Origin of the sequence: Enterobacter cloacae complex sp. OE43NF, assembly GCF_023544405.1 — a bacterium.
GTDB classification, from domain to species: domain Bacteria; phylum Pseudomonadota; class Gammaproteobacteria; order Enterobacterales; family Enterobacteriaceae; genus Enterobacter; species Enterobacter cloacae.
In genome coordinates, this window is sequence record NZ_JAMJFW010000014.1 from 12,582 (window position 1) to 34,243 (window position 21,662).

General features: G+C 54.3%; 20 protein-coding genes. 11 read left to right on the top strand and 9 right to left on the bottom strand.

The window, feature by feature from the left end; all coding sequences use genetic code 11:
• The first annotated feature begins 67 nt into the window (after nucleotides 1-67).
• Entirely contained in the window at nucleotides 68-751 is a 684-nt protein-coding gene (locus tag M8370_RS08765) for an oligogalacturonate-specific porin KdgM family protein (RefSeq protein WP_020687115.1), read from the top strand.
• Between the two features lie 107 nt (nucleotides 752-858).
• Here M8370_RS08765 and M8370_RS08770 read toward each other — a convergent pair whose 3' ends face one another.
• On the bottom strand, nucleotides 859-2,034 hold the full coding sequence (locus M8370_RS08770) for an oligogalacturonate lyase family protein (RefSeq protein ID WP_062730106.1): 1,176 nt from the start codon (nucleotides 2,032-2,034) through the stop codon (nucleotides 859-861).
• A 298-nt stretch (nucleotides 2,035-2,332) separates the two neighbouring features.
• Between M8370_RS08770 and kduI the strand changes: the two genes are divergently transcribed.
• The 3 genes from kduI to araE all read left to right on the top strand — a co-directional run bounded on the left by kduI (nucleotide 2,333) and on the right by araE (nucleotide 5,722).
• Complete coding sequence (gene kduI, locus M8370_RS08775) at nucleotides 2,333-3,169, top strand: 5-dehydro-4-deoxy-D-glucuronate isomerase (RefSeq protein WP_062730105.1); 837 nt, start codon at nucleotides 2,333-2,335, stop codon at nucleotides 3,167-3,169.
• 63 nt (nucleotides 3,170-3,232) lie between these two features.
• Nucleotides 3,233-3,994, top strand: coding sequence for a 2-dehydro-3-deoxy-D-gluconate 5-dehydrogenase KduD (gene kduD / locus M8370_RS08780; protein ID WP_013098575.1), 762 nt, complete (start codon nucleotides 3,233-3,235; stop codon nucleotides 3,992-3,994).
• Between the two features lie 294 nt (nucleotides 3,995-4,288).
• Nucleotides 4,289-5,722 (top strand): arabinose-proton symporter AraE, encoded by a 1,434-nt coding sequence (gene araE / locus M8370_RS08785; protein ID WP_349665602.1) that lies wholly within the window; start codon nucleotides 4,289-4,291, stop codon nucleotides 5,720-5,722.
• Between the two features lie 69 nt (nucleotides 5,723-5,791).
• Here the strand turns inward: araE and M8370_RS08790 are convergent, their stop codons facing one another.
• From M8370_RS08790 to M8370_RS08805, 4 genes are read right to left on the bottom strand one after another with little or no spacing between them, the layout of a single operon-like run.
• Nucleotides 5,792-7,078 (bottom strand): ABC transporter substrate-binding protein, encoded by a 1,287-nt coding sequence (locus tag M8370_RS08790; RefSeq protein ID WP_029883169.1) that lies wholly within the window; start codon nucleotides 7,076-7,078, stop codon nucleotides 5,792-5,794.
• A 13-nt stretch (nucleotides 7,079-7,091) separates the two neighbouring features.
• A complete protein-coding gene (locus tag M8370_RS08795; protein ID WP_058679598.1) occupies nucleotides 7,092-8,216 on the bottom strand; it encodes an ABC transporter ATP-binding protein in 1,125 nt (374 codons plus the stop codon).
• 12 nt (nucleotides 8,217-8,228) lie between these two features.
• The gene (locus M8370_RS08800) at nucleotides 8,229-9,131 is read right to left on the bottom strand and encodes a carbohydrate ABC transporter permease (RefSeq protein ID WP_250020776.1); all 903 of its coding nucleotides are present in this window, start codon (nucleotides 9,129-9,131) and stop codon (nucleotides 8,229-8,231) included.
• Nucleotides 9,124-10,014 carry a carbohydrate ABC transporter permease gene (locus M8370_RS08805; RefSeq protein ID WP_013098570.1) on the bottom strand — a complete coding sequence of 297 codons (891 nt, stop codon included), beginning with the start codon at nucleotides 10,012-10,014 and terminating at the stop codon, nucleotides 9,124-9,126. Before M8370_RS08805 ends, M8370_RS08800 begins: the two co-directional genes overlap by 8 nt.
• 408 nt (nucleotides 10,015-10,422) lie before the next feature.
• On the opposite strand from M8370_RS08805, the gene wzz(fepE) reads away from it, so the two are divergent.
• Entirely contained in the window at nucleotides 10,423-11,547 is a 1,125-nt protein-coding gene (gene wzz(fepE), locus M8370_RS08810; RefSeq protein WP_013098569.1) for an LPS O-antigen length regulator Wzz(fepE), read from the top strand.
• Between the two features lie 40 nt (nucleotides 11,548-11,587).
• Here the strand turns inward: wzz(fepE) and M8370_RS08815 are convergent, their stop codons facing one another.
• Nucleotides 11,588-11,911, bottom strand: a complete 324-nt coding sequence (locus tag M8370_RS08815; protein ID WP_250020777.1) for a cupin domain-containing protein — start codon at nucleotides 11,909-11,911, stop codon at nucleotides 11,588-11,590.
• A gap of 135 nt (nucleotides 11,912-12,046) precedes the next feature.
• On the opposite strand from M8370_RS08815, the gene M8370_RS08820 reads away from it, so the two are divergent.
• Complete coding sequence (locus M8370_RS08820) at nucleotides 12,047-12,739, top strand: aspartate/glutamate racemase (RefSeq protein WP_020689349.1); 693 nt, start codon at nucleotides 12,047-12,049, stop codon at nucleotides 12,737-12,739.
• Here the strand turns inward: M8370_RS08820 and M8370_RS08825 are convergent.
• Entirely contained in the window at nucleotides 12,734-13,660 is a 927-nt protein-coding gene (locus M8370_RS08825) for a LysR family transcriptional regulator (protein WP_250020778.1), read from the bottom strand. The genes M8370_RS08820 and M8370_RS08825 overlap by 6 nt on opposite strands.
• Nucleotides 13,661-13,782: 122 nt before the next feature.
• Here M8370_RS08825 and lysA point away from each other — a divergent pair, with 122 nt between their 5' ends.
• Nucleotides 13,783-15,045 carry a diaminopimelate decarboxylase gene (lysA, locus tag M8370_RS08830; RefSeq protein ID WP_040021662.1) on the top strand — a complete coding sequence of 421 codons (1,263 nt, stop codon included), beginning with the start codon at nucleotides 13,783-13,785 and terminating at the stop codon, nucleotides 15,043-15,045.
• On the opposite strand, the gene M8370_RS08835 is transcribed toward lysA, so the two are convergent.
• The gene (locus M8370_RS08835; protein ID WP_038983866.1) at nucleotides 15,015-16,052 is read right to left on the bottom strand and encodes a LacI family DNA-binding transcriptional regulator; all 1,038 of its coding nucleotides are present in this window, start codon (nucleotides 16,050-16,052) and stop codon (nucleotides 15,015-15,017) included. The two genes, lysA and M8370_RS08835, sit on opposite strands and share 31 nt — an antisense overlap.
• Before the next feature lie 300 nt (nucleotides 16,053-16,352).
• Between M8370_RS08835 and M8370_RS08840 the strand changes: the two genes are divergently transcribed.
• The 4 genes from M8370_RS08840 (at nucleotide 16,353) to M8370_RS08855 (ending at nucleotide 20,450) form a co-directional block, all read left to right on the top strand.
• Nucleotides 16,353-17,678, top strand: coding sequence for a PTS sugar transporter subunit IIC (locus M8370_RS08840; RefSeq protein ID WP_013098563.1), 1,326 nt, complete (start codon nucleotides 16,353-16,355; stop codon nucleotides 17,676-17,678).
• Nucleotides 17,679-17,685: 7 nt separating this feature from the next.
• Nucleotides 17,686-19,113: a glycoside hydrolase family 1 protein gene (locus M8370_RS08845; RefSeq protein WP_062730100.1), complete on the top strand. Its 1,428-nt coding sequence runs from the start codon at nucleotides 17,686-17,688 to the stop codon at nucleotides 19,111-19,113.
• A gap of 90 nt (nucleotides 19,114-19,203) precedes the next feature.
• Nucleotides 19,204-19,977 (top strand): GntR family transcriptional regulator, encoded by a 774-nt coding sequence (locus tag M8370_RS08850; protein ID WP_013098561.1) that lies wholly within the window; start codon nucleotides 19,204-19,206, stop codon nucleotides 19,975-19,977.
• A complete protein-coding gene (locus M8370_RS08855) occupies nucleotides 19,974-20,450 on the top strand; it encodes a GNAT family N-acetyltransferase (protein ID WP_040021659.1) in 477 nt (158 codons plus the stop codon). Before M8370_RS08850 ends, M8370_RS08855 begins: the two co-directional genes overlap by 4 nt.
• Here M8370_RS08855 and galR read toward each other — a convergent pair.
• Entirely contained in the window at nucleotides 20,411-21,427 is a 1,017-nt protein-coding gene (gene galR, locus M8370_RS08860; RefSeq protein ID WP_013098559.1) for an HTH-type transcriptional regulator GalR, read from the bottom strand. The two genes, M8370_RS08855 and galR, sit on opposite strands and share 40 nt — an antisense overlap.
• Nucleotides 21,428-21,662 lie beyond the last annotated feature (235 nt).

Below are 21,662 nucleotides of genomic sequence, written 5' to 3' on the forward strand. Positions count from 1 at the left end.
GCATTTATTAAAAAATAAACTGCCATTTCATAAAAATGAAACGTTATTTTAATTGAGGGTTTTTGTCATGTTTAACAAATCTCTGGTTGTAGCTTCTCTTATTGGTACTTCTTTCGCCGCGCAGGCGGTGACCGTCGATCTGCGTCATGAATACATCGACAACGGCGCAAATGCAGACCGTGTTTCAGTCTCGCATCGCTTTGCGAATGGCGTCGGTTTTTCTGTAGAAGCGAAATGGAAATCGGGTGGTGATAAGGCCGACCAGCCGTTTGCGGATGTGGTGGGTAACGGTCATGAAGATCAAATTAGCTGGCGCTGGAAAGCGACAGAGAATATTGCGCTGACTCCCGCGTTCACGCTTGAGAGTAACGACAGTCGTACCATTTATAAACCGAACCTGCACCTGCAATACAGTTTTGATAATGGCTTTTACGTGGCCGCGCGTTATCGTTATGAATATACCCGTTATCCGTCGAGCTCTAATAAAGACGATGACAAAGTTAACCGTGGTGATGCCTGGGTCGGCTGGGTCATGGGAGACTGGCGTACCGAACTGAATTATGTTTATGCAAAAAGTACGGAAGGGATGGTCCGTAATAATAATAAAGATTATTCCACCGAATATAACGCGAAGCTGGCGTATAAATGGGATAAAAACTGGGCGCCGTATGTTGAGGTGGGTAATGTGGGTGTAAAAGAGAGCGATGAACGTCAGACCCGCTTCCGTTTAGGCGTGGCGTATTCCTTCTGATATTTCCCTCCAGGCCCGGTGAGCGCAGCGTCACCGGGCAAAACGTTCAGAGCAAAAAAAGCCCTCCGTAAGGAGGGCAAGGCCAGTTACAGAAACACATTTTTAAATCATGCAGACAACATATCCGGTTGCGCGGGGAGTTTCGCAATATAGAGGGCAGGTTTACCGTCTTTATCGGAACTGAATAGCACCGCTTTCTCGTCCGGTGTAAAGGAGGGATGCGGATGGGTGACCTGGCGGCTATTTTCTACCGTCGCCCAGGAGGTGTCATGACGGGCGATGCGATAGTAGCGCTTTTTGGCCACGTCAAAGGCGTAGAGATAGGGATCGTTATCGATGGTGTAACCGTGGGTGTCTTTCACATCCACCGGTGTGCCGGAACCGTCGCCTACCAGTAACGTGCCGTCGAAATTACTCATCAAATGTGAACAGGATGGCATCTGCATTATCGTCTCATTTACGCCGGTTTGTGGATCGAAGCGGCAGATGGAACGACCCTGCTGGCCTTTCAGATACGAGACGTATACCAGCGCGGAGCCATCCGGGACCCAGAATTCGTGGGTACAGCTTTCACCTTGTGCATGCGTTTTGACTTTACGTATGTCGGTGCCATCTTCGTTGACCAGCCACATCCGGGCATCGACCAGATCGTGTGGTCCCTCGTGACAAAACGCCACCGTATGGTCATCAAACGGACGATAGATAGGATGCCCCAGCCACTTCTTCTCTTCATGAATGATTGAGCCCTCGCCGGTTTTCAGATCCACGCGCAGCAGCCGGCAGTGTGGCCCTTTATGGAAGAAGTCATGGAAAATTTGCCAGTCGTTCAGCGGTGTCCAGTCGCGTTTCGCAATTTCAATGCCCACAAGGCTGGTGCAGTCGCTGTTCGCCACCCAGGTGCCGTAACCGACCCAGTCATCCGGGACGCGGTATACTTCACGCTCTGCCCGTGTCTCAAGAGAGACCTCCATAAGCGTGCGATCGTTCTTCACATAGTAGAAGGCGCGATCGTCCGGGGAGAGAAATCCGCCAAAGGTGTTATCGCCTGCGCCCTCCGTCAGCTGTACGGCTTCGGCGTTCTGCAGATCCAGCAGGTAATAGTTCCAGTGACCATCGAACGCTCCGGCGAACAGCAGATGACTGCCGTCATTAAAGAAGCACTTCTGGTAAAAGTAGTTGCGATGACAGGTTACTTCAGGCGGGGTCAGACGCGTGACTTCGACGCCTGTATCCGGATCCCGGCCGATCTCGTAGTTCAGCTTGACCCGCATACCTTTAGCCATAATGCGCTCCTTTCGACAATAAAATAAGATTAAAAAGTAGGTGTTAAATTATCAAAACACTGTTTTATTTAGTGTGACTTATCGCGCAGTTTGTCAGTTTGAGGGAGATGAAGCGGCGAATCCTGACGCTTCCGTGATCGGAACACCATTTCTGGTATAAAGAATCACAAAAAATGAAACGATGTTTTAAATGTAATTGAAAACCCCATTATGGGCGTTTACACTGTGCTTATCCTTAAAACGGAACGTCGTTTCGTTAATTTTCTGCCTTCGGGCACGATCCATTCTGGAGGTTATCGTGGACGTCAGACAAAGCATCCACAGCGCGCACGCCAAAACCCTCGACACGCAGGGGCTGCGCAGTGAATTTTTAGTTGAGCAGGTGTTCGAAGCCGATCGCTACACCATGGTCTACAGCCACATTGACCGCATTATTGTGGGTGGAATTATGCCGGTGACCAAAACTGTCTCCGTGGGTGGGGAAGTGGGTAAGCAGCTCGGCGTGAGCTATTTCCTGGAACGGCGTGAACTGGGCGTGATTAACATTGGCGGGCCGGGCACCATTACGGTTGACGGCCAGTGCTACGAAATTGGTCACCGCGACGCGCTGTATGTCGGCAAGGGCGCGAAAGAGGTGGTCTTTGCCAGCGCCGATGGCAGCACGCCAGCGAAGTTTTACTACAACTGCGCCCCGGCTCACACCACCTGTCCTACCAAAAAAGTTACCCCGGCAGACGTAGCCCCGGTGACGCTGGGCGATAACCTCACCAGCAACCGTCGTACCATCAACAAATACTTCGTTCCGGATGTGCTGGAGACCTGCCAGCTCAGCATGGGGCTGACCGAGCTGGCGCCGGGCAACCTGTGGAACACCATGCCGTGCCATACCCACGAGCGCCGTATGGAGGTCTATTTCTACTTCAACATGGATGAGGATGCCTGCGTATTCCACATGATGGGTCAACCGCAGGAAACACGCCATATCGTGATGCATAACGAGCAGGCGGTTATCTCTCCGAGCTGGTCAATTCACTCCGGGGTGGGGACGAAGGCGTATACCTTCATCTGGGGAATGGTCGGTGAAAACCAGGTCTTTGATGACATGGACCACGTCGCGGTAAAAGATCTGCGCTAGTCGCGGGCAGTTAAGCATAAATCTGCCTGTTGCTGACAGGCATCGAAAGAGTAAGGAACAAACATGATTCTGGATGCATTCTCTCTGCAAGGTAAAGTGGCTGTGGTTTCCGGTTGTGACACCGGTCTGGGCCAGGGCATGGCGTTGGGGCTGGCAGAAGCGGGCTGCGATATCGTGGGCATCAACATCGTCGAGCCTACGGAAACCATCGAGCGCGTGACCGCGCTGGGCCGCCGTTTCCTGAGCCTGACCGCGGATCTGCGTAAAATCGACGCCATTCCTGACCTGCTGGATCGCGCCGTGGCGGAATTCGGTCATATCGATATTCTGGTCAATAATGCCGGGCTGATCCGCCGTGAAGACGCGATTAACTTCAGCGAGCGCGACTGGGACGACGTGATGAACCTGAATATCAAAAGCGTGTTCTTTATGTCTCAGGCGGCGGCGAAACACTTCATCGCTCAGGGGAATGGCGGCAAGATTATCAATATCGCCTCCATGCTCTCCTTCCAGGGGGGCATCCGGGTGCCGTCTTACACCGCGTCAAAAAGCGCAGTGATGGGGGTCACCCGTCTGCTGGCGAACGAATGGGCGAAGCACAATATCAACGTTAACGCCATTGCCCCGGGCTACATGGCGACCAACAATACCCAGCAGCTGCGTGCGGACGAGCAGCGTAGCGCGGAAATCCTTGACCGAATCCCTGCAGGGCGTTGGGGGCTGCCGGACGATCTGAAAGGGCCTGTGGTGTTCCTGGCATCGAAGGCGTCGGACTACATCAACGGTTATACCGTAGCGGTTGATGGCGGCTGGCTGGCGCGTTAATTCGCGCTGACGAAAGAGCCTCTGCCTGCGGGTGGAGGTTTTTTTTGCTCAAAAATTGTCATTATCCATATCGACAAAGATGAAAAATCCATACTAAAAAATCATAAATGACGCGCATCACAATTTTATTACTTAAATATTAATCAATTAGTAAAATATGGCGATATTTCACCGCGAGTTGAAATTGTAATGTCCATCACAGATCGCCATGCCATAGCGAAATAATCCATATCTTCGCGAATTCAGGCCTGACACTTTTCTTCGCTATCTCGTAATTTCACTTAACGAATTTCTCTGTTCAGGCAGGAAACTATGACATCTATAAATGACTCTACCCTCATGCCCGCGGCGCTGCGCGATACTCGCCGCATGAACCAGTTTGTCTCCATTGCGGCGGCAGTGGCTGGCTTGTTATTTGGACTGGATATCGGCGTCATTGCTGGCGCATTACCGTTTATTACCGATCACTTTGCGCTGAGCAGTCGCCTGCAGGAGTGGGTGGTGAGCAGCATGATGCTTGGCGCGGCCATCGGCGCGCTGTTCAACGGCTGGCTCTCGTTCCGTCTCGGGCGCAAATATAGCCTGATGGTTGGGGCAATTCTGTTTGTGGCTGGCTCCATTGGCTCTGCGTTCGCCACCAACGTGGAAGTGCTGCTGCTCTCCCGCGTCCTGCTGGGCGTGGCGGTCGGGATTGCCTCCTACACTGCGCCGCTGTATCTCTCGGAGATGGCGAGCGAGAACGTGCGCGGCAAGATGATCAGTATGTACCAGTTGATGGTCACGCTGGGTATCGTACTGGCGTTTCTGTCAGATACTTACTTCAGCTACAGTGGTAACTGGCGCGCCATGCTGGGCGTGCTGGCGCTGCCCGCGCTGTTGCTGATTGTGCTGGTGATTTTCCTGCCGAACAGCCCGCGCTGGCTGGCGCAGAAAGGTCGTCACGTGGAAGCGGAAGAGGTGCTGCGCATGCTGCGTGATACCTCAGAGAAAGCGCGTGAAGAGCTGAACGAGATCCGCGAAAGCCTGAAGCTGAAGCAGGGCGGCTGGTCGCTGTTTAAAGCCAACCGCAACGTGCGTCGCGCGGTGTTCCTTGGCATGCTGCTGCAGGCGATGCAGCAGTTCACCGGGATGAACATCATCATGTATTACGCGCCGCGTATCTTCAAAATGGCCGGATTTACCACCACCGAACAGCAGATGATTGCAACGCTGGTGGTCGGGCTGACCTTTATGTTTGCCACGTTTATCGCGGTATTTACCGTGGATAAAGCCGGTCGTAAACCGGCGCTGAAGATTGGCTTTAGCGTAATGGCGCTCGGTACGCTGATCCTCGGTTACTGTCTGATGCAGTTTGATAATGGCACCGCCTCGAGCGGTCTCTCCTGGCTCTCTGTCGGGATGACCATGATGTGTATCGCCGGATATGCCATGAGCGCCGCACCGGTGGTGTGGATCCTGTGCTCTGAAATTCAGCCGCTGAAGTGCCGCGACTTTGGCATCACCTGTTCCACCACCACCAACTGGGTGTCGAACATGATCATCGGCGCAACCTTCCTGACGCTGCTGGATGCCATTGGTGCAGCAGGAACGTTCTGGCTCTACACGGTACTGAACGTGGTGTTTATCGGGGTGACCTTCTGGCTGATTCCTGAAACCAAAGGCGTGACGCTGGAGCATATTGAACGCAAGCTGATGAGCGGGGAGAAACTACGTAATATTGGCGTGTAATGTTATTGCCCGGTGGCGCTTCGCTTACCGGGCCTACAATACCTTGTCGGCCCGGTAAGGCGTCGCCTTTTAACGCATCGCCCGCTTCAGAATACGCTCAGCCTGACGCTGGAAATCTGCAGCGGTCTCTTCCACCGATTTCTGACCATAGTCGATATACTGCAGCGAGGTGCCGAACTGCGCCACAATCTGCGGATCGTCAAAGTAAGGTGACACGCTGAGTTTTGCAGGCAGCGACTGCGCCAGACGCAGGCCTGCAACCGACGGGTCGTTTTCTTTAATGGTACCGGCTTCTGTCAGGTACTGAACCGCCACTTTGCTCAGCGGTACGCCACGCTCCAGGCCCAGCGTCTCCACGCCCTCTTTACTGTTCAGCAGGAAGTTAATCAGCTTTGCCGCCGCTTCCGGGTTTTTGGTCGATTTACCGATCGACAGCATCTGTGCCGGTTTGAAGAACAGGCCCGCATCCGTGGCACCCGGCAGCATCGGGTAACTGCCCAGCACCAGTTTTGCCGGTGGCTTGAGGTTATCGGAGTATTTGTTGATGGTGGAGTTCCACATATAGGTGCCGCCCCATTCCCCCTGGATCCACGGCTTCATCTCATACATGTTGCTCTTGCCAAACGACGCATAGTATTTGGTGTCCGGCATCACGTGGCTATCAATCAGTTTTTTGTAGGTCTGGAAGAACTCCACCCATTGCGCCTTGCTGTAGGTGAATTTTTTGGTTTTCTCGTCCACGGCAGGGATGTTGTATTTCTGAACCATGTAAGAATTTAGCAGCGCCAGCGTGTCCTGGTGTTCCAGTATGACAGGGTAATACTGCTTGCCGAGCTTGCTTTCGAAGGTTTTACCGGCGGCCATCAGTTCGTCCCAGGTTTTTGGGTAGTCGATGCCCGCTTTTTTCCACGTTTCGTCGTTAAAGTAGAAGACGCGCGCGGTCACGGAAATTGGGATCCCGTTCAGCTTGCCGTTGACCGTTGTGGACTGGAGCTCTTTGGCATCAAACTGGCTTAGATCTATCACGTCCTTCATTTTGTTCAGATCGTAAAAGCCGTCGCCGGTTTTCGAGAAGATCGGCAGCCAGTTCCAGTTGGTTTGCATCACATCCGGCTCTGTGCCGCCTGCGATCTGGGTGGTCAGACGGGAAAGATGGCCGTCCCAGCCGGTGTATTCCGCCTTAACGTTAATGTCCGGGTTCTGTTTATGGAACTCTTCTAACGCTTTCAGCGTCACCTGGTGACGGCCATTACCGCCCCACCAGGACATACGTAAATCGGTAGTTTGCGCCATCGATGGCAAAGCAGTAAGGCCCAGGGTCGCGGAGATTGCTGCGCTTAAAAGCACATTTTTCATTTTTCTTGCTCCATCAGAGAGAGAGGTTCAGTTCAGTTTTTGCGTCAAAAATATGGCACTTATTCATGTCGAAGCGGAAATAGACTTTGCGGTTAAGCCCTTTAGCAATCATCGGCTTAGCCTCTTCCGAAGGGATTCTGGCGGTCAGTTCGTTGTCCGCTACCTTCAGGTACACAAAGAATTCGTGGCCCATGTTCTCCACGCGCACCATTTCGCCGCTGCACCCATCCGGGAAAGGCGAGTCTGAGATCGACACAAATTCCGGGCGCACGCCGTAGAACACGTCCTGACCGGCGTAAGCAGCGACTTTTTCCTGCGTTTGCGCATTGAGCGGCATGGTTTCATTGCCGAGGGTGATGTGCAGTTGCCCGGCTTTTTCCACCAACTGGCTTTTACGAATGTTCATCTCCGGTGCACCGATGAATCCCGCGACGAACATGTTGTTGGGCTTGTGGTAGAGGTTATCCGGGGTATCGACCTGCATGATGTGGCCCAGCTTCATTACACAAATACGGTCGCCCATGGTCATCGCTTCGGTCTGGTCATGCGTGACGTAGACGGTGGTGGCCGGTTTACCGGACTGCTTCAGCTGCTTATGCAGATCTGAAATACGAATACGCATCGAGGCACGGAGCTTGGCATCAAGGTTTGACAGCGGTTCGTCAAAGAGAAACACGTCCGGCTTTTTCACAATCGCGCGGCCAACCGCGACTCGCTGGGCCTGTCCACCGGAAAGCTGACGCGGCAGGCGGTCAAGCAGCGACTCCAGCTCCAGGATTTTGGCCGCTTCGTTTACCTGCGACTCAATTTGCTCTTTCGGCAGTTTGCTCAGCTTAAGACCAAAGGCCAGATTTTCGCGCACCGTCATGTGCGGGTAGAGCGCGTAGTTCTGGAACACCATCGCAATGCCGCGCTCCTTCGGTGCGAGGTTGTTCACGATCTTATCGCCGATCCGCACTTCACCGCCGCTGATGGTTTCCAGCCCCGCCAGCATGCGAAGGGTGGTGGACTTGGCACAGCCGGATGGACCGACGATCACCATAAACTCCCCCTCGGCGATCTTCAGGTCGATAGCATGTACGGCTTTGAAGCCGTTGGAGTAAACCTTTTCCAGTTTATTGAAGACAACTTCAGCCATGATATTTCCCTCTTAACCTTTAATTCCGCTGCTGGAGACGCCCTGCACGAAGTAGCGTTGGGCCAGGAAGAACACAATGATGGATGGCAGAATGGAGATGCTCGCCATTGCCAGAATTTCGTTCCACGGCGCACCTTCGGTAACGTCGATGGACATTTTCAGCGCCAGTGCAATCGGGTATTTATCCACGCTGTAGACGTAAATCAGTGGCCCGATAAAGTCATTCATTGACCACATGAACTGGAACAGGGCGACGGAGATAATGGCCGGTTTCAGGATCGGCACCACCACGTACCACAGCACCTGAAGGGAGTTACAGCCGTCGATTTGCGCCGCCTCTTCCATGTCACGCGGCACGCCGCGCAGGAACTGGATCAGCATAAAGACGAAGAACCCCTGCGTGGCGAAGGCCAGCGGCAGGTACAGCGGCATGTAGCTGTTCAACATGCCCATTTCACGGAACATCAGGTACTGCGGAATCAACAGCACGGTGCTGGGCAGCAGCATGGTGGTGATGAGCGTGGCGAACCAGAATTTTTTCCACGGGATCTCAAAGCGGGCAAAACCATACGCCACAATGGTGGAGGAGATAATGGTCAGGATCACTTTGGGGATCACGTACTTAAAGGTGTTCAGCATGTAATGGCCGAAGGTGTACTCGGTCCCGGTCTTCCAGCCGTTGATAAACCCGTCCCAGGTGGCATGTGCCGGCCACAGGCTCAGGGTAGTGAAGATCTCGTGGTTCGGCTTGAACGACGCCGAGAACATCCACACCAGCGGGTAGAGCATCAGCAGGCCGACAAACAGCAGGATCGTATAGCGAACGGTGGCGTTGATTTTCTCTCTGCGCTGCGTACGGGCAACCTCGCGTTCGGCGACGCTTCTTGCCGAGGAAAGGTGTTGAATATCAGCCATTTTTGCCTCCTTTATCGGCGGAGTAGAACACCCAGTATTTCGACGACTTAAAGGCGATACCGGCAAAGACGGCCACCACCAGGAACAGGATCCACGCCAGCGCCGCGCCATAACCCATATCGAAATATTTGAACGCCGTGTCGTAGATGTAGAGCGAGAACAGATAGGTCGAGTAGGTTGGCCCGCCGCCGGTAATGACGTACGGCCCGGTAAATTCCTGGAATGCCTGAGTGGTTTGCATGATGAAGTTGAAGAAAATCACCGGCGTAATCAGCGGCACGGTCACTTTCATGAACATTTGCCATCTGGACGCGCCGTCGATCATTGCCGCTTCATACTGAGACTGCGGAACGTTTTGCAGCGCCGCCAGGAAGATGACCATCGCGGAGCCGAACTGCCAGACGCGCAGCAGGGTCACGGACATCAGCGCCAGAGAGGGCTCACCCAGCCAGTTCACCGGGTCGAAGCCAAATACGCCAATAAAGCTGTTCAGCAGACCATCTATCGCAAATAAGGCGCGCCACAACACAGCAATCGCCACGGAGCTGCCGAGGATCGACGGAATATAGTAAGCGGTACGGAAAAAGCCGATCCCGCGTAATTTGAAGTTGAGAACAAACGCAATCCCTAATGCAAACGCGAGCTTCAGCGGAATGGTCAAAAATACATACGCGAACGTGACACCCATTGATGTCCAGAAGAGCGTGTCTTCAGTAAACATATAGCGATAGTTTTCGATGCCGTTAAACACCGGTGGGCTCATCAAATCGTAATCCGTAAAACTGAGGAAAAACGATGAGACGAAGGGGAAAGCCGTAAAGAGTATCAACCCAATAATGTAGGGTGATATCCATGCGAGCCCCAGCAGCTTGTTTTCATTCATACAGACCTACCTGGCAATCAGTGGGTGAAATGACGGTATGAGTTTCATGACATCCGAACCGTAGTTTTCGAATAATAAAACAGTGTTTTATTTTATATTATGGCTATTTTTTCCCGCGTCATTCGCTTAATGATGGAAATGTGATCAGCATCGAAACGCTGTTTCAATAAAGTGAGGAGGGTGGCATTTTGCCGCTATTTCTGGCGATCAAGGCAGGTCTTGCATGTAAGCAGAAAGAAAAGCGGATGATTAATAACAATAATACCGGAAAGGTACTAACTACCAACTTTGATAGCCAGTACACAGATAGATCAATATCGCGTTCAGATTATTCTTACTTTCTTGTATCATCGGACCACTTGAACTCACGAGGCAGAAATTACCTGCACTCTTAACAGAAGAACGTCTATGTCAGCGATGGATTTCAAAAAAAACACGGACCTCGATTTTCCTTCTTATGCCACCCCGGCTGTCAGCACTAAAGAAATCGACCTTTTGGGGCTGTTAGACATCCTGCTTGCCGCCAAAAAACGCATCATCGCAATTGCGTTCGCGTTTGCGCTGGCCGGACTGGCGATTGCCTTTTTACTGCCGCAGAAATGGACCAGTAAAGCGGTGATCACGCCTGCCGAACAGACGCAGTGGAACCCGCTGCGCCAGATGATGGTGGCACTCCAGGTTCTGGATGTGGACGTAAAAGTGTCCCGTGATGAAGTGTTTGGACTGTTTATCAAAAAGTTTCAGTCGCAGTCATTGCTTGAAGAGTATATGAAATCCTCCCCTTACGTTATGTCACAGCTTGAGGGGACAAACGTGGATCCGCTGGAGCTGCATCGTGCGGTGGTCAATATCTCTGAGAAGATGAAAGCGATTGATAACACTCAGGTAAAAGACGCGGATAAAGCGCCTTACGTCTCCTGGACGCTCAGCTTCACCGCCCCCACGGCGGGAGATGCGCAAACCGTTCTGGAAGGGTATATCAAGTATATTGCCGCGATTGTCGAGCAAGAGATCATGCTGAATATCCGTAACCAGCTCGCCCTGAAAACGAAGGTGGTAGAGCAGCAGCTGGATCTGGATCGGGTGCGTCTGACCAATATTCACAACACCAATCTGCAGCGTCTTAACTATTCGCTGGAAGTGGCTAACGCGGCGGGCATTAAGAAACCTGTCTACAGCAACGGACAGGCCGTAAAAGACGATCCGGATTACTCCGTTGCCCTCGGCGCTGACGGTATCGCGCAGAAATTGCAGATTGAGAAAAATCTTAAGGATGTGTCTGAGCTGAATGCAGACTTCCAGAACCGTGAATATTATCTGGCGCAGCTGAAAAAACTCTCCGTTGAAGACGTTAAACTGGAGCCCTTCAAGTATCAGCTTTCGCCTTCCATGCCGGTGAAAAAAGATGGCCCGGGGAAAGCGTTGATTGTCATGCTGGCGGGGATCCTGGGTGGGCTGTTCGCCTGCGGTAGCGTATTGCTTCGTGAAGCAATGCTTAGCCGTAACCCGCTGCCAGAGCCGGTAGCGGAATAACTGACGCAGAGAAAAAGGGCGCTGAAATCAGCGCCCTTTTTTATTGTAGAAAATCTTCCCGTACGGGGGTAAAGGTATCCAGCAGGGTGCCGGGTTGAAGACATACGCAGCCGTGCATGACGTGTGGCGCTTTGTAGAGCGTATCGCCGGCCCTGACAATATGCCTCTCTTCACCAATGGTGAATTCGAACTCACCGGACAGCACATAGGTTAGCTGTTCATGCGGATGGCTATGCATCGGGCCAATAGCGCCCTGGGCGAAATTCACTTCAACCGCCATCATCTTACCGCTGTGGGCCAGGATCCGACGGGTTACGCCGTTACCCAGATCGTCAAGCGTGGTCTCGTTGTGGAAAATAAACATGCCTTCCCTCATCATAAAATGAAATATTGTTTCATTTAATTTATATCACCTCTTTTTAAAAAGAAACGGCGCGACAAAGAACTGGAAACGCGATCACAAGTTTGCTTCACTGAGATAAACAGAGAAGGAGGGATAATGAAAACAATCGGCCTGCTGGGTGGCATGAGCTGGGAATCGACCATTCCCTACTATCGTTTAATTAATGAAGGGGTGAAGCAGCGCCTCGGGGGACTGCATTCTGCCAGTCTGCTGCTGCACAGCGTGGACTTCCATGAGATTGAAGCGTGCCAGTCGAGCGGTGAATGGGACAAAGCCGGAGAGATACTGGCGCAGGCGGCACTCGGGCTTCAGCGTGCCGGTGCCGAAGGGATTTTGCTCTGTACCAACACGATGCATAAAGTCGCTTCGCACATTGAAGCGCGTTGCCCGCTGCCGTTTTTGCATATTGCGGATGCAACAGGGCGCGCGATTGGCGCGGCGGGGATGCGTCGCGTGGCGCTGCTGGGAACGCGCTACACCATGGAGCAGGATTTTTACCGTGGCCGGTTGAGCAGTGAGTTTGGTATCGAAAGCCTGATCCCGGATGACGCCGACCGGGCGCGCATTAATCAGATTATTTTTGATGAGCTTTGCCTCGGCACCTTCAGTGAGTCTTCCCGGACGTATTACGTCAGCGTGATTGAACAACTTGCCCGGCAGGGGGCAGAAGGGGTGATCTTCGGCTGTACCGAGATCGGCCTGCTGGTACCGGCTGAGCGAAGCCCGATCCCGGTATTCGACACTGCCGCCATTCACGCTGCTGATGCGGTGGAGTTTATGCTGTCATAACGGATTTTGCCGGTCAGGTAAGCGAAGCGCCACCTCACGCGCATGCTCAATCAAATGCCCGGTAAAGGCATCTACCAGTGCCGACGCCGGGCGATGCAGGGGGCGGATCAGGCTGACGGTAAACGGGACGGAGAGGCTAAACGGGCGAATCACAATCTCGCTCCCGGCGTAGTCCAGCGCTGTAAGCGGGTTAACCACGGCTACGCCTACCCCGGCACGTACCATCGCGCATATCGAGGCCGCGCTGTGCGTTTCCACCACCATCCGGCGTTTTACCTGATGTTCGGCAAACAGCGTGTCCAGCAGCTGTCGATAGCTGTCGGTCTGCGACAGGCTAATGTAATTTTCCCCGTGGAAATCAGCGGGGGTCAGTATTGCTTTACTGGCAAGCCGGTGCCCGGCAGGAAGCACGCAAACCTCATCCAGCGTGAGCAGTTCCGTGCGCTCTGTACCTGCTGGGGTAGTGAGGGTTTCGGTTAACCCCAGGTCGTGACGCTGCGCTGAAAGCCACTCTTCCAGCAGCGGAGATTCCTGCGGCACGATAGTGAGACTGACCTCTGGATAACGGGCCAGAAAAGGCTGCAGCAGCGTCGGTAAAAAGGATTGTGAAAAGACGGGCAGGCAGACAATCGACAGTTCGCCCTGACGAAACTCGCGCAGGCTTTCCGCCGCACTGACAATTCTGTCCAGCCCATACCACGAGCGCTGCACTTCCTCGAACAGACGCAGCCCTTGTACCGTTGGGTGCAGCCGGCCCCGGGTGCGTTCAAACAGTTTCAGTCCCAGCACTTTCTCGAACCGTGCCAGCTCGCGGCTTACCGTAGGCTGCGAGGTGTGCAGCATCTGCGCGGCTTCGGTGAGGTTGCCGGCGGTCATCACGGCGTGAAAAATCTCAATATGGCGTAAGTTGACGGCGGGCATAGGGCACCTGAAAGCGAAGGACTGTCCATATCATTTTTGCATAGACTCGCGATAAAACGATATTTTTTATTCTCTTTCTGCTGTGGCGTAATCATAAAAAAGATGACCACCCGGAGAAGACCATGCCACGCCCGCTTAACCAGACTGACACCGATTTAAATGCCGACAACCTGCTGCGCCTGCCTGCCGAGTTTGGCTGCCCGGTATGGGTCTACGATGCGCAAATCGTTCGCGAGAAGATTGCCGCGCTGCATCAGTTTGACGTGGTGCGTTTTGCCCAGAAGGCGTGCTCCAATATCCATATCCTGCGCCTGATGCGCGAGCAGGGCGTGAAGGTTGACTCCGTGTCGCTGGGTGAAATCGAGCGCGCGCTGGCGGCTGGCTTCGATCCTAAAACCGATCCTGACGCAATTGTCTTTACTGCGGATCTGATCGACGACGCGACGCTTGCCCGCGTGCATGAACTGCAGATCCCGGTTAATGCCGGGTCTGTGGATATGCTGGAACAGCTTGGACAGGTTTCTCCCGGCCACCGCGTCTGGCTACGTGTGAACCCCGGTTTTGGCCATGGTCACAGCCAGAAAACCAACACTGGCGGTGAAAACAGTAAACACGGCATCTGGTATGCCGATATGCCCGCCGCCCTTGAGGTATTACAGCGTTACAACCTGAAGCTGGTGGGCATTCATATGCACATTGGTTCGGGCGTGGATTACGGTCACCTGGAACAGGTGTGCGGCGCGATGGTGCGTCAGGTTATCGACTTTGGGCAGGATCTGGAGGCGATCTCCGCCGGTGGCGGCCTTTCGATTCCTTATCGTGAAGGGGAAGAGGCGATCGATACCGATCACTATTACGGCCTGTGGAGCGCCGCCCGCGACAAAGTTGCCGCGCATGTGGGGCATCCGGTGAAGCTCGAAATTGAACCGGGTCGTTTCCTGGTGGCGGAATCTGGCGTGCTGGTTGCTCAGGTGCGTAGCGTGAAAGAGATGGGATCGCGACACTTCGTGCTGATTGATGCGGGCTTTAATGACCTGATGCGTCCGTCCATGTATGGCAGCTACCACCATATTTCAGCGCTCGCCGCCGATGGCCGCGATTTAACCGATGCCCCACGTATTGATACGGTTGTCGCAGGCCCGCTGTGTGAATCGGGCGATGTCTTTACCCAGCAGGAAGGGGGTAAAGTAGAAACCCGCGCGCTGCCGGAGGTGAAACCCGGGGATTATCTGGTGCTGCACGATACCGGCGCTTATGGGGCGTCGATGTCTTCTAACTACAATAGCCGCCCGCTGCTGCCGGAAGTGCTGTTTGATAACGGCAAGGCGCGGCTGATCCGTCGCCGCCAGACCATTCAGGAGCTGCTGGCGCTGGAACTCGTCTGAGTAAAATATGGCCCCTTGGTTACCGAGTCGCGTAGTACCAGCGTACCGGTAAACGGCGGGATCGCTTCTACCGGCTGGTTTTTTGCCAGCCGGATCGCCTGGTCGATGGCCGTGACAATCATATTATCTATCGGCAGATAGACCGATGAGAGCGCAGGCTCGAGCCATTTTGCGCTGGGCGCATCGTCAAAGCCAAACAGTGAAATATCCTGCGGGATCTTCAGCCCTGCCTGGTGCAAGGCTTTGGAGGCTCCCAGCGCCATATCATCGTTACAGGCAAACAGGGCGCTAAACGGCACACCGTCGGCAATCAACTCCCTGCATAGCTCATACCCCCGCGTCATGCCCGCATCGCCGTACTTAATCCGCCGTTCATCCAGACGAATGCCGTGCTTTTCCAGCGCTTTACGGTAGCCCATCAGGCGGGCTTTACCGGTAGGGGTGTGGATAGGGACGGTAATACAGGCGATCTCCCGGTGGCCCTGGTTTATCAGGTAATCCACGGCCTTAAAGGCGGCATCCTGCTGTTCGAAGAAGACGCAGCGATCGGGAGCCTGGCTGACTTCCCGGTTGATGACCACCAGCGGGGTTTGCACGGAGTGGATCAACTTCATGATCGCTTTTTCGCTCATGTAGCGCGTGTAGAGCACAATGGCGTCACACTTGCGATCGGCCAGCATCTGTACCGCCTGTTCTTCCTGTTCCGGCGCGTCATGACCATCGGTGACGATCAGCTGCTTCCCGTGCGTTTCGGTCTGCCGGGAGGCCTGCTGAAGGAGGCGGCCAAAGTAAAAGCCATCGAAGGTCGAGACCACCAGACCAATGCTGTTGCTGGTCTGGTTAGCCAGCGAACGCGCGAGAAAATTCGGGCGATACCCCAGCTCTTCCATTGCCGCGAACACCTGCTGACGCGTGCTCTCTTTGACCTGACCTGTGCCGTTCAGCACGCGCGATACCGTGGCTTTTGATACACCTGCGCGCAGTGAGACATCCAGCATTGTTGCCATTAGACATTCCTGATTCCACGTAACGATCTGCAGTTTAACACAGACCATCCGGCGCATAAGCGACGCGGGAAGGGCAAAACGCCCATCACGATCACGCTTTTCAGTAACGATCTGTCAGAACCGAAGAAATTGCTGCAATTGGTATACCAAATTGGTCATAAATCACGATCTGGAATACCGCTGGTGGTGTTGAGAGCTTAATCACAGAACCATTACCCTCATAAAGCTATTTTTGGTATGCCAATAGTATCCGGCTGTACACCTTATTCAATAAAAGCCCTTTTACTGAGGTAATACCCTATGGCATTGCAGGAAAAACTGATCGACGCTCTGGGCAGTTTCGCCACTAAATTCAACAGTTATCGCTATATCATGGCGATCAAGTCAGCCTTCATTACCTTAATGCCGGTCATCATCGTTGGGGCGTTCTCTGTGCTGATCTCCAATATGGTGCTGGATCCGAAAAACGGCCTGGCGAGCTTCTCGTCGCTGTCGTTCCTCGCCGCGCTAAAGCCGATCACCAGCGCGCTGAATTACGCTACGCTGAACTTCCTCAACATTGGCGCGGTATTCCTGATTGGCATTGAGCTGGGGCGCATCAACGGTATCAAATCCCTTTTCCCGGGGCTGCTGGCGGTGATTTGCTTTATTTGCGTGACGCCCACCACCGTGGAGATGCTGGTGGATGGCGAAATGCACGTGGTGAAAGACGTGCTGCTGCGCCAGTTCTCAGATACCCGCAGCCTGTTCCTCGGCATGTTTATCGCCATTCTGTCCGTTGAAATCTACTGCTGGCTGGAGAACCGCCCGGGGCTGAAGATCCGAATGCCGGACACCGTGCCGCCTAACGTGGCCGCGTCGTTCTCCGCGCTGATCCCGGCGATTATTACCACCACTGCCATTGCCACGCTGGGGTTTGTGTTTCATCAGATCACCGGGATGTATCTCTACGACGCGGTGTATCAGGTGGTGCAACAGCCGCTGGAGCGGGTGGTGCAAAGTCTGCCTGGGATCCTGCTGCTGATGTTCGTTGCACAGCTTTTCTGGGTGATTGGTATCCACGGCAACCAGATGATCAAGCCGATCCGCGAGCCGCTGCTGCTGGGGGCGATCACCGTCAACATGAGCGCGTTTGAGCAGGGTAAAGAGGTGCCGAACATCATCACCATGCCGTTCTGGGATGTATATATGAGCATCGGCGGTTCGGGCCTGACTATCGGCCTGCTGATCGCGGTGATGATTGCCACCAAACGCAAAGAGATGAAAGAGATCGCCAAGCTTTCCATCGGCCCGGGGATTTTTAATATCAACGAGCCGGTGATCTTCGGTATGCCAATCATGCTTAACCCGATCCTCGCCATTCCCTTCATTATCACTCCACTGGTGACGGGCTCCATCGGCTACTTCGCCACCGTGACCGGGTTTGCCGGTAAAGCGGTGGTGATGGTGCCGTGGACGACGCCGCCGCTGATCAACGCCTGGCTCTCTACGGCAGGTTCGATGGGGGCGGTGATCACCCAGCTCATCTGCATTGTGACTGCCGTCATTATCTATCTGCCGTTTGTGAAAATCGCTTCACGCCGCGCAGAGCAGGCCGCGCTGCAGCAGGCCACTGACAACCCGTGAGGATGCGATGAGCACAAAACAGATAGCCATACCGCAGGATTTTATTCTCGGCGCGGCCGCATCGGCCTGGCAGACAGAAGGCTGGAGCGGTAAAAAGCCGGGGCAGGATTCATGGATCGATCTCTGGTACAAGAATGACCGTCACGTCTGGCACAACGGCTATGGCCCGGCGGTGGCGACCGATTTTATCAACCGTTTTCGCGAGGATGTGGCCCTGATGAAGCAGGCGGGGCTGACGCACTACCGCACCTCGATCAACTGGTCACGCTTTTTAACCGACTACGAAAACGCGACGGTGGATGAAGAGTACGCTGCCTACTACGACGCGCTGTTCGATGAGATGCACCGTCAGGGCATTGAGCCGATGATCTGCCTCGAACATTACGAACTGCCGGGCGTGCTGCTGGATACTTACGGCGGCTGGGCGTCAAAGCATGTGGTTGAGCTGTTTGTCCGCTATGCGGAAAAGGTCTTTGCACGCTACCACGGTAAAGTGACCCGCTGGTTTACCTTCAACGAGCCGATTGTCGTCCAGACCCGCGTCTATCTGGACGCGCTGCGTTGGCCGTATGAGCAGAACACCGGCACGTGGATGCAGTGGAATCACCATAAGGTGCTGGCGACGGCAAAGGTGGTGAAGCTGTTTCGCGAGAAAGGCTATCGCGGTTCTGTGGGCTGTATTCTCAACCCGGAGGTGACCTATCCCCGCTCCCGCGCCCCGCATGACCTGCGGGCCGCTGAGATGTACGATCTGTTCTACAACCGCGTCTTCCTCGACCCGCTGGTACACGGGCGCTATCCCGCAGAGCTCTTTACCCTGCTGGAGCAGCATCAGGTTGAGTGGGAGTACACTGCGGACGAGTTGGCGCTGATTGCGGATAACACCGTCGACGAACTGGGGATTAACCTCTACTACCCGCACCGTGTGAAGGCACCTTCCCGCGCCTGGCATCCGGACACGCCATTCCACCCGGCATACTACTACGAGCCGTTTGAACTGCCGGGGCGGCGCATGAACCGCTCCCGCGGCTGGGAGATCTACCCGCGCATTATTTACGACATGGCGATGCGGATTAAAAAAGACTATCGCAATATCGACTGGTTCGTGGCGGAAAGCGGAATGGGAGTGGAAAACGAAGCGCAATTTCGCAATCGCGATGGGATTATCGACGACACTTACCGCATCGATTTCATCAGCGAACACCTCTACTACACGCTGCTGGCGCGGGAGGAGGGGGCGAACTGCCATGGCTATATGCTGTGGGCATTTACCGACAACGTCTCGCCGATGAACGCGTTTAAAAACCGCTACGGGTTGATTGAGATCGATCTGGATAACCAGCGTGCCAGACGAGCAAAAAAATCAGCCTCCTGGTTCCGGCAGCTACGCGATACGCGGAGGCTCACGCTTCAGGTTGATGATGAATGGAAGTAGGCGAAAAGCATGCCGGTTCTGGTAAAATAGCGCACAAACTGGCCGGGAGGACGCCCGGTCTGCGCATTAACTGAAAAAACAGGTGAAAACGTGGATAAGGCTGTCATCCTGCCGGAAAAAAAACAGTACCAGGAAATTGGCGAGGATTTACGGGCGCAGATTATCCAGGGGCACTATCCCGTTGGTTCGCGCCTTCCTCCTGAGCGCAATATTGCCGAGAAGTACGGCGTAAGCCGCACCATCGTGCGTGAGGCCTTACTGATGCTGGAGTTGCAGGGCACGGTGGATATTCGCCAGGGCTCCGGTGTTTATGTGATGCGCATCCCCGAAGAGCATGAAAACGAAGAAGAGCGTTTTCTCAATAGCGACGTGGGGCCGTTTGAGATTTTACAGGCCCGTCAGCTCCTCGAAAGCAATATTGCCGCGTTTGCCGCCAAAATGGCGACCCGTGCAGACATCGACAATCTGCGCCGTATTATCGAGCAGGAGCAACGCGCGATTGCCGCCGACGATAATAGTCAGGACAACAATAAGATGTTCCATCTGGTCCTGGCGGGCGCGACGCAAAATCAGATGCTGCTGGCGACGGTGGAGAGTATCTGGCATCACATGGACAGCAGTCCGCTGTGGCAGCAGTTTAATGGCCACATCGCCAGCCGCGCGTACCGCCTGAAATGGCTGGGTGACCGGCAAACCATCCTGGCCGCGCTGCGCCGCCGTGACGTCATGGGCGCCTGGCAGGCAATGTTCCAGCATCTGGAAAACGTGAAAAAAAGCTTACTTGAACTCTCAGACGAAGACGCGCCGGACTTTGACGGCTATCTCTTTGAATCTGTGCCTATTTTCCAGGGGAAGCTGGTATGACTATTCTGCCGCTCTACGCCGCACCGCAGTATGCGGAGCAGGTGACCGACTGGATCTGGCAGGCCTTTGGCGACGGTCTGCCCCGGGCGTTTTTCCACAGTATTGTTGAGCACAGTCAGACGCCGGGCGCATTACCGCTGACCTTTATTGCCCTGGAGAACGAACAGCTTGTAGGCACCGTAGGGCTCTGGCGCTGCGATCTGATCACCCGACAGGATCTTTGCCCCTGGCTGGCAGCCCTGTATGTGGATGACGCGGCGCGAGGCAAGGGGCTGGCGGGGCTGCTGCAAAAGCATGTTATCCACTATGCCGCACAGGCCGGGTATGACACGTTGCATCTCTGGTCTGCCTGCCGTGACTTCTACGAACGTTACGGCTGGCAGTATATCGGCGATGCGCTGGAGTACCCGGACAAAACGGTACATCTCTATCGCTATTCGTCCGGGGCTTCGGCGGGTGCCCCAACAGAGTGACGGCGCACTAACGTTGGACTAAACAGGTGGGTGATTTCCGGTGGCTGACGCTGCTCGGCGAGTGCTAACGCCAGCTCGGCCGCCTGCGTGGCCATGGTGATAATGGGGTAGCGGACGGTGGTCAGGCGAGGGCGCACGTAGCGGGAGACCAGCACATCATCGAAGCCAATAAGGGAAATTTCTCCCGGCACCTCAATCCCGTTGTCATTTAACACCCCCATAGCTCCGGCTGCCATTGAGTCGTTATAGCTGGCGACAGCGGTGAAGTTCCTTCCACGTCCTAACAGCTCTGTCATTGCCTGTTCGCCGCCGCTCTCGTCGGGTTCACCGTAAGCCACCAGCCGGTCATTGCACGGCAGACCGTTTTCGCGCAGGGCATCGTAATACCCCTGCAGGCGATCTTCGGCATCGGAAATGGGGTGGTTTGAGCAGAGATAACCAATGCGGGTGTGACCCTGTTGAATCAGATGGCGGGTGGCAAGCCAGGCACCGTAGCGGTCGTCGAGCGCCACGCAGCGTTTCTCAAACCCGGGAATAATCCGGTTGATGATCACCATGCCGGGGATCTGCTTCATCAGATGAATGAGTTCGGCGTCGGGGATCATTTTGGCATGGACAACCAGCGCCGCGCAGCGGTGGCGGATCAGTTGCTCGATAGCCTGGCGTTCTTTTTGTTCATTGTGATAGCCATTGCCGATCAGCAAAAAATTCCCGGTCTGATAAGAAACCTGCTCAACCGCTTTCACCATGGCGCCGAAAAAGGGGTCAGAGACATCACCCACAACCAGCCCGATGGTTTCGGTTGACTGTTGAGCGAGCGCACGGGCGTTAGCATTAGGATGGTAGTTCAAAGATTCCATGGCGTTTTGCACCGCCTGGCGTGATGCGTCACTGGCTTTTGGGGAGTCGTTGATCACGCGCGACACGGTCGCGACGGAAACACCTGCCAGACGGGCCACATCCTTTATTGTCGCCATTCATTACCTTCTTAGTGGGGGTAAGCGTTTACACGCCAATAAGTGTTGCGGAAAAGCGCCGTGCATTCAAGGGGGGCGCACTTTCCCTCTCCACAAACGTGACGCAGCACAACCCCGGCGGTGTAATCGTTACACGGCCAGACATGTCGGAATAATGTCAATCTGAACCTTTAGTTACACTTTGCCTCAGGCTGTTGCGATTGTCCGATAGCGGGAAAGAAGACGACATTGATAA

Excerpts from the sequence above, each read along its gene's own strand:
- M8370_RS08765 (WP_020687115.1), top strand. The coding sequence starts at position 68 with ATGTTTAACAAATCTCTGGTTGTAGCTTCTCTTATTGGTACTTCTTTC.
- M8370_RS08770 (WP_062730106.1), bottom strand. The coding sequence starts at position 2,034 with ATGGCTAAAGGTATGCGGGTCAAGCTGAACTACGAGATCGGCCGGGAT.
- kduD (WP_013098575.1), top strand. The coding sequence starts at position 3,233 with ATGATTCTGGATGCATTCTCTCTGCAAGGTAAAGTGGCTGTGGTTTCC.
- M8370_RS08790 (WP_029883169.1), bottom strand. The coding sequence starts at position 7,078 with ATGAAAAATGTGCTTTTAAGCGCAGCAATCTCCGCGACCCTGGGCCTT.
- M8370_RS08795 (WP_058679598.1), bottom strand. The coding sequence starts at position 8,216 with ATGGCTGAAGTTGTCTTCAATAAACTGGAAAAGGTTTACTCCAACGGC.
- M8370_RS08800 (WP_250020776.1), bottom strand. The coding sequence starts at position 9,131 with ATGGCTGATATTCAACACCTTTCCTCGGCAAGAAGCGTCGCCGAACGC.
- M8370_RS08805 (WP_013098570.1), bottom strand. The coding sequence starts at position 10,014 with ATGAATGAAAACAAGCTGCTGGGGCTCGCATGGATATCACCCTACATT.
- M8370_RS08815 (WP_250020777.1), bottom strand. The coding sequence starts at position 11,911 with ATGTTTATTTTCCACAACGAGACCACGCTTGACGATCTGGGTAACGGC.
- M8370_RS08820 (WP_020689349.1), top strand. The coding sequence starts at position 12,047 with ATGAAAACAATCGGCCTGCTGGGTGGCATGAGCTGGGAATCGACCATT.
- M8370_RS08825 (WP_250020778.1), bottom strand. The coding sequence starts at position 13,660 with ATGCCCGCCGTCAACTTACGCCATATTGAGATTTTTCACGCCGTGATG.
- lysA (WP_040021662.1), top strand. The coding sequence starts at position 13,783 with ATGCCACGCCCGCTTAACCAGACTGACACCGATTTAAATGCCGACAAC.
- M8370_RS08835 (WP_038983866.1), bottom strand. The coding sequence starts at position 16,052 with ATGGCAACAATGCTGGATGTCTCACTGCGCGCAGGTGTATCAAAAGCC.
- M8370_RS08840 (WP_013098563.1), top strand. The coding sequence starts at position 16,353 with ATGGCATTGCAGGAAAAACTGATCGACGCTCTGGGCAGTTTCGCCACT.
- M8370_RS08845 (WP_062730100.1), top strand. The coding sequence starts at position 17,686 with ATGAGCACAAAACAGATAGCCATACCGCAGGATTTTATTCTCGGCGCG.
- M8370_RS08855 (WP_040021659.1), top strand. The coding sequence starts at position 19,974 with ATGACTATTCTGCCGCTCTACGCCGCACCGCAGTATGCGGAGCAGGTG.
- galR (WP_013098559.1), bottom strand. The coding sequence starts at position 21,427 with ATGGCGACAATAAAGGATGTGGCCCGTCTGGCAGGTGTTTCCGTCGCG.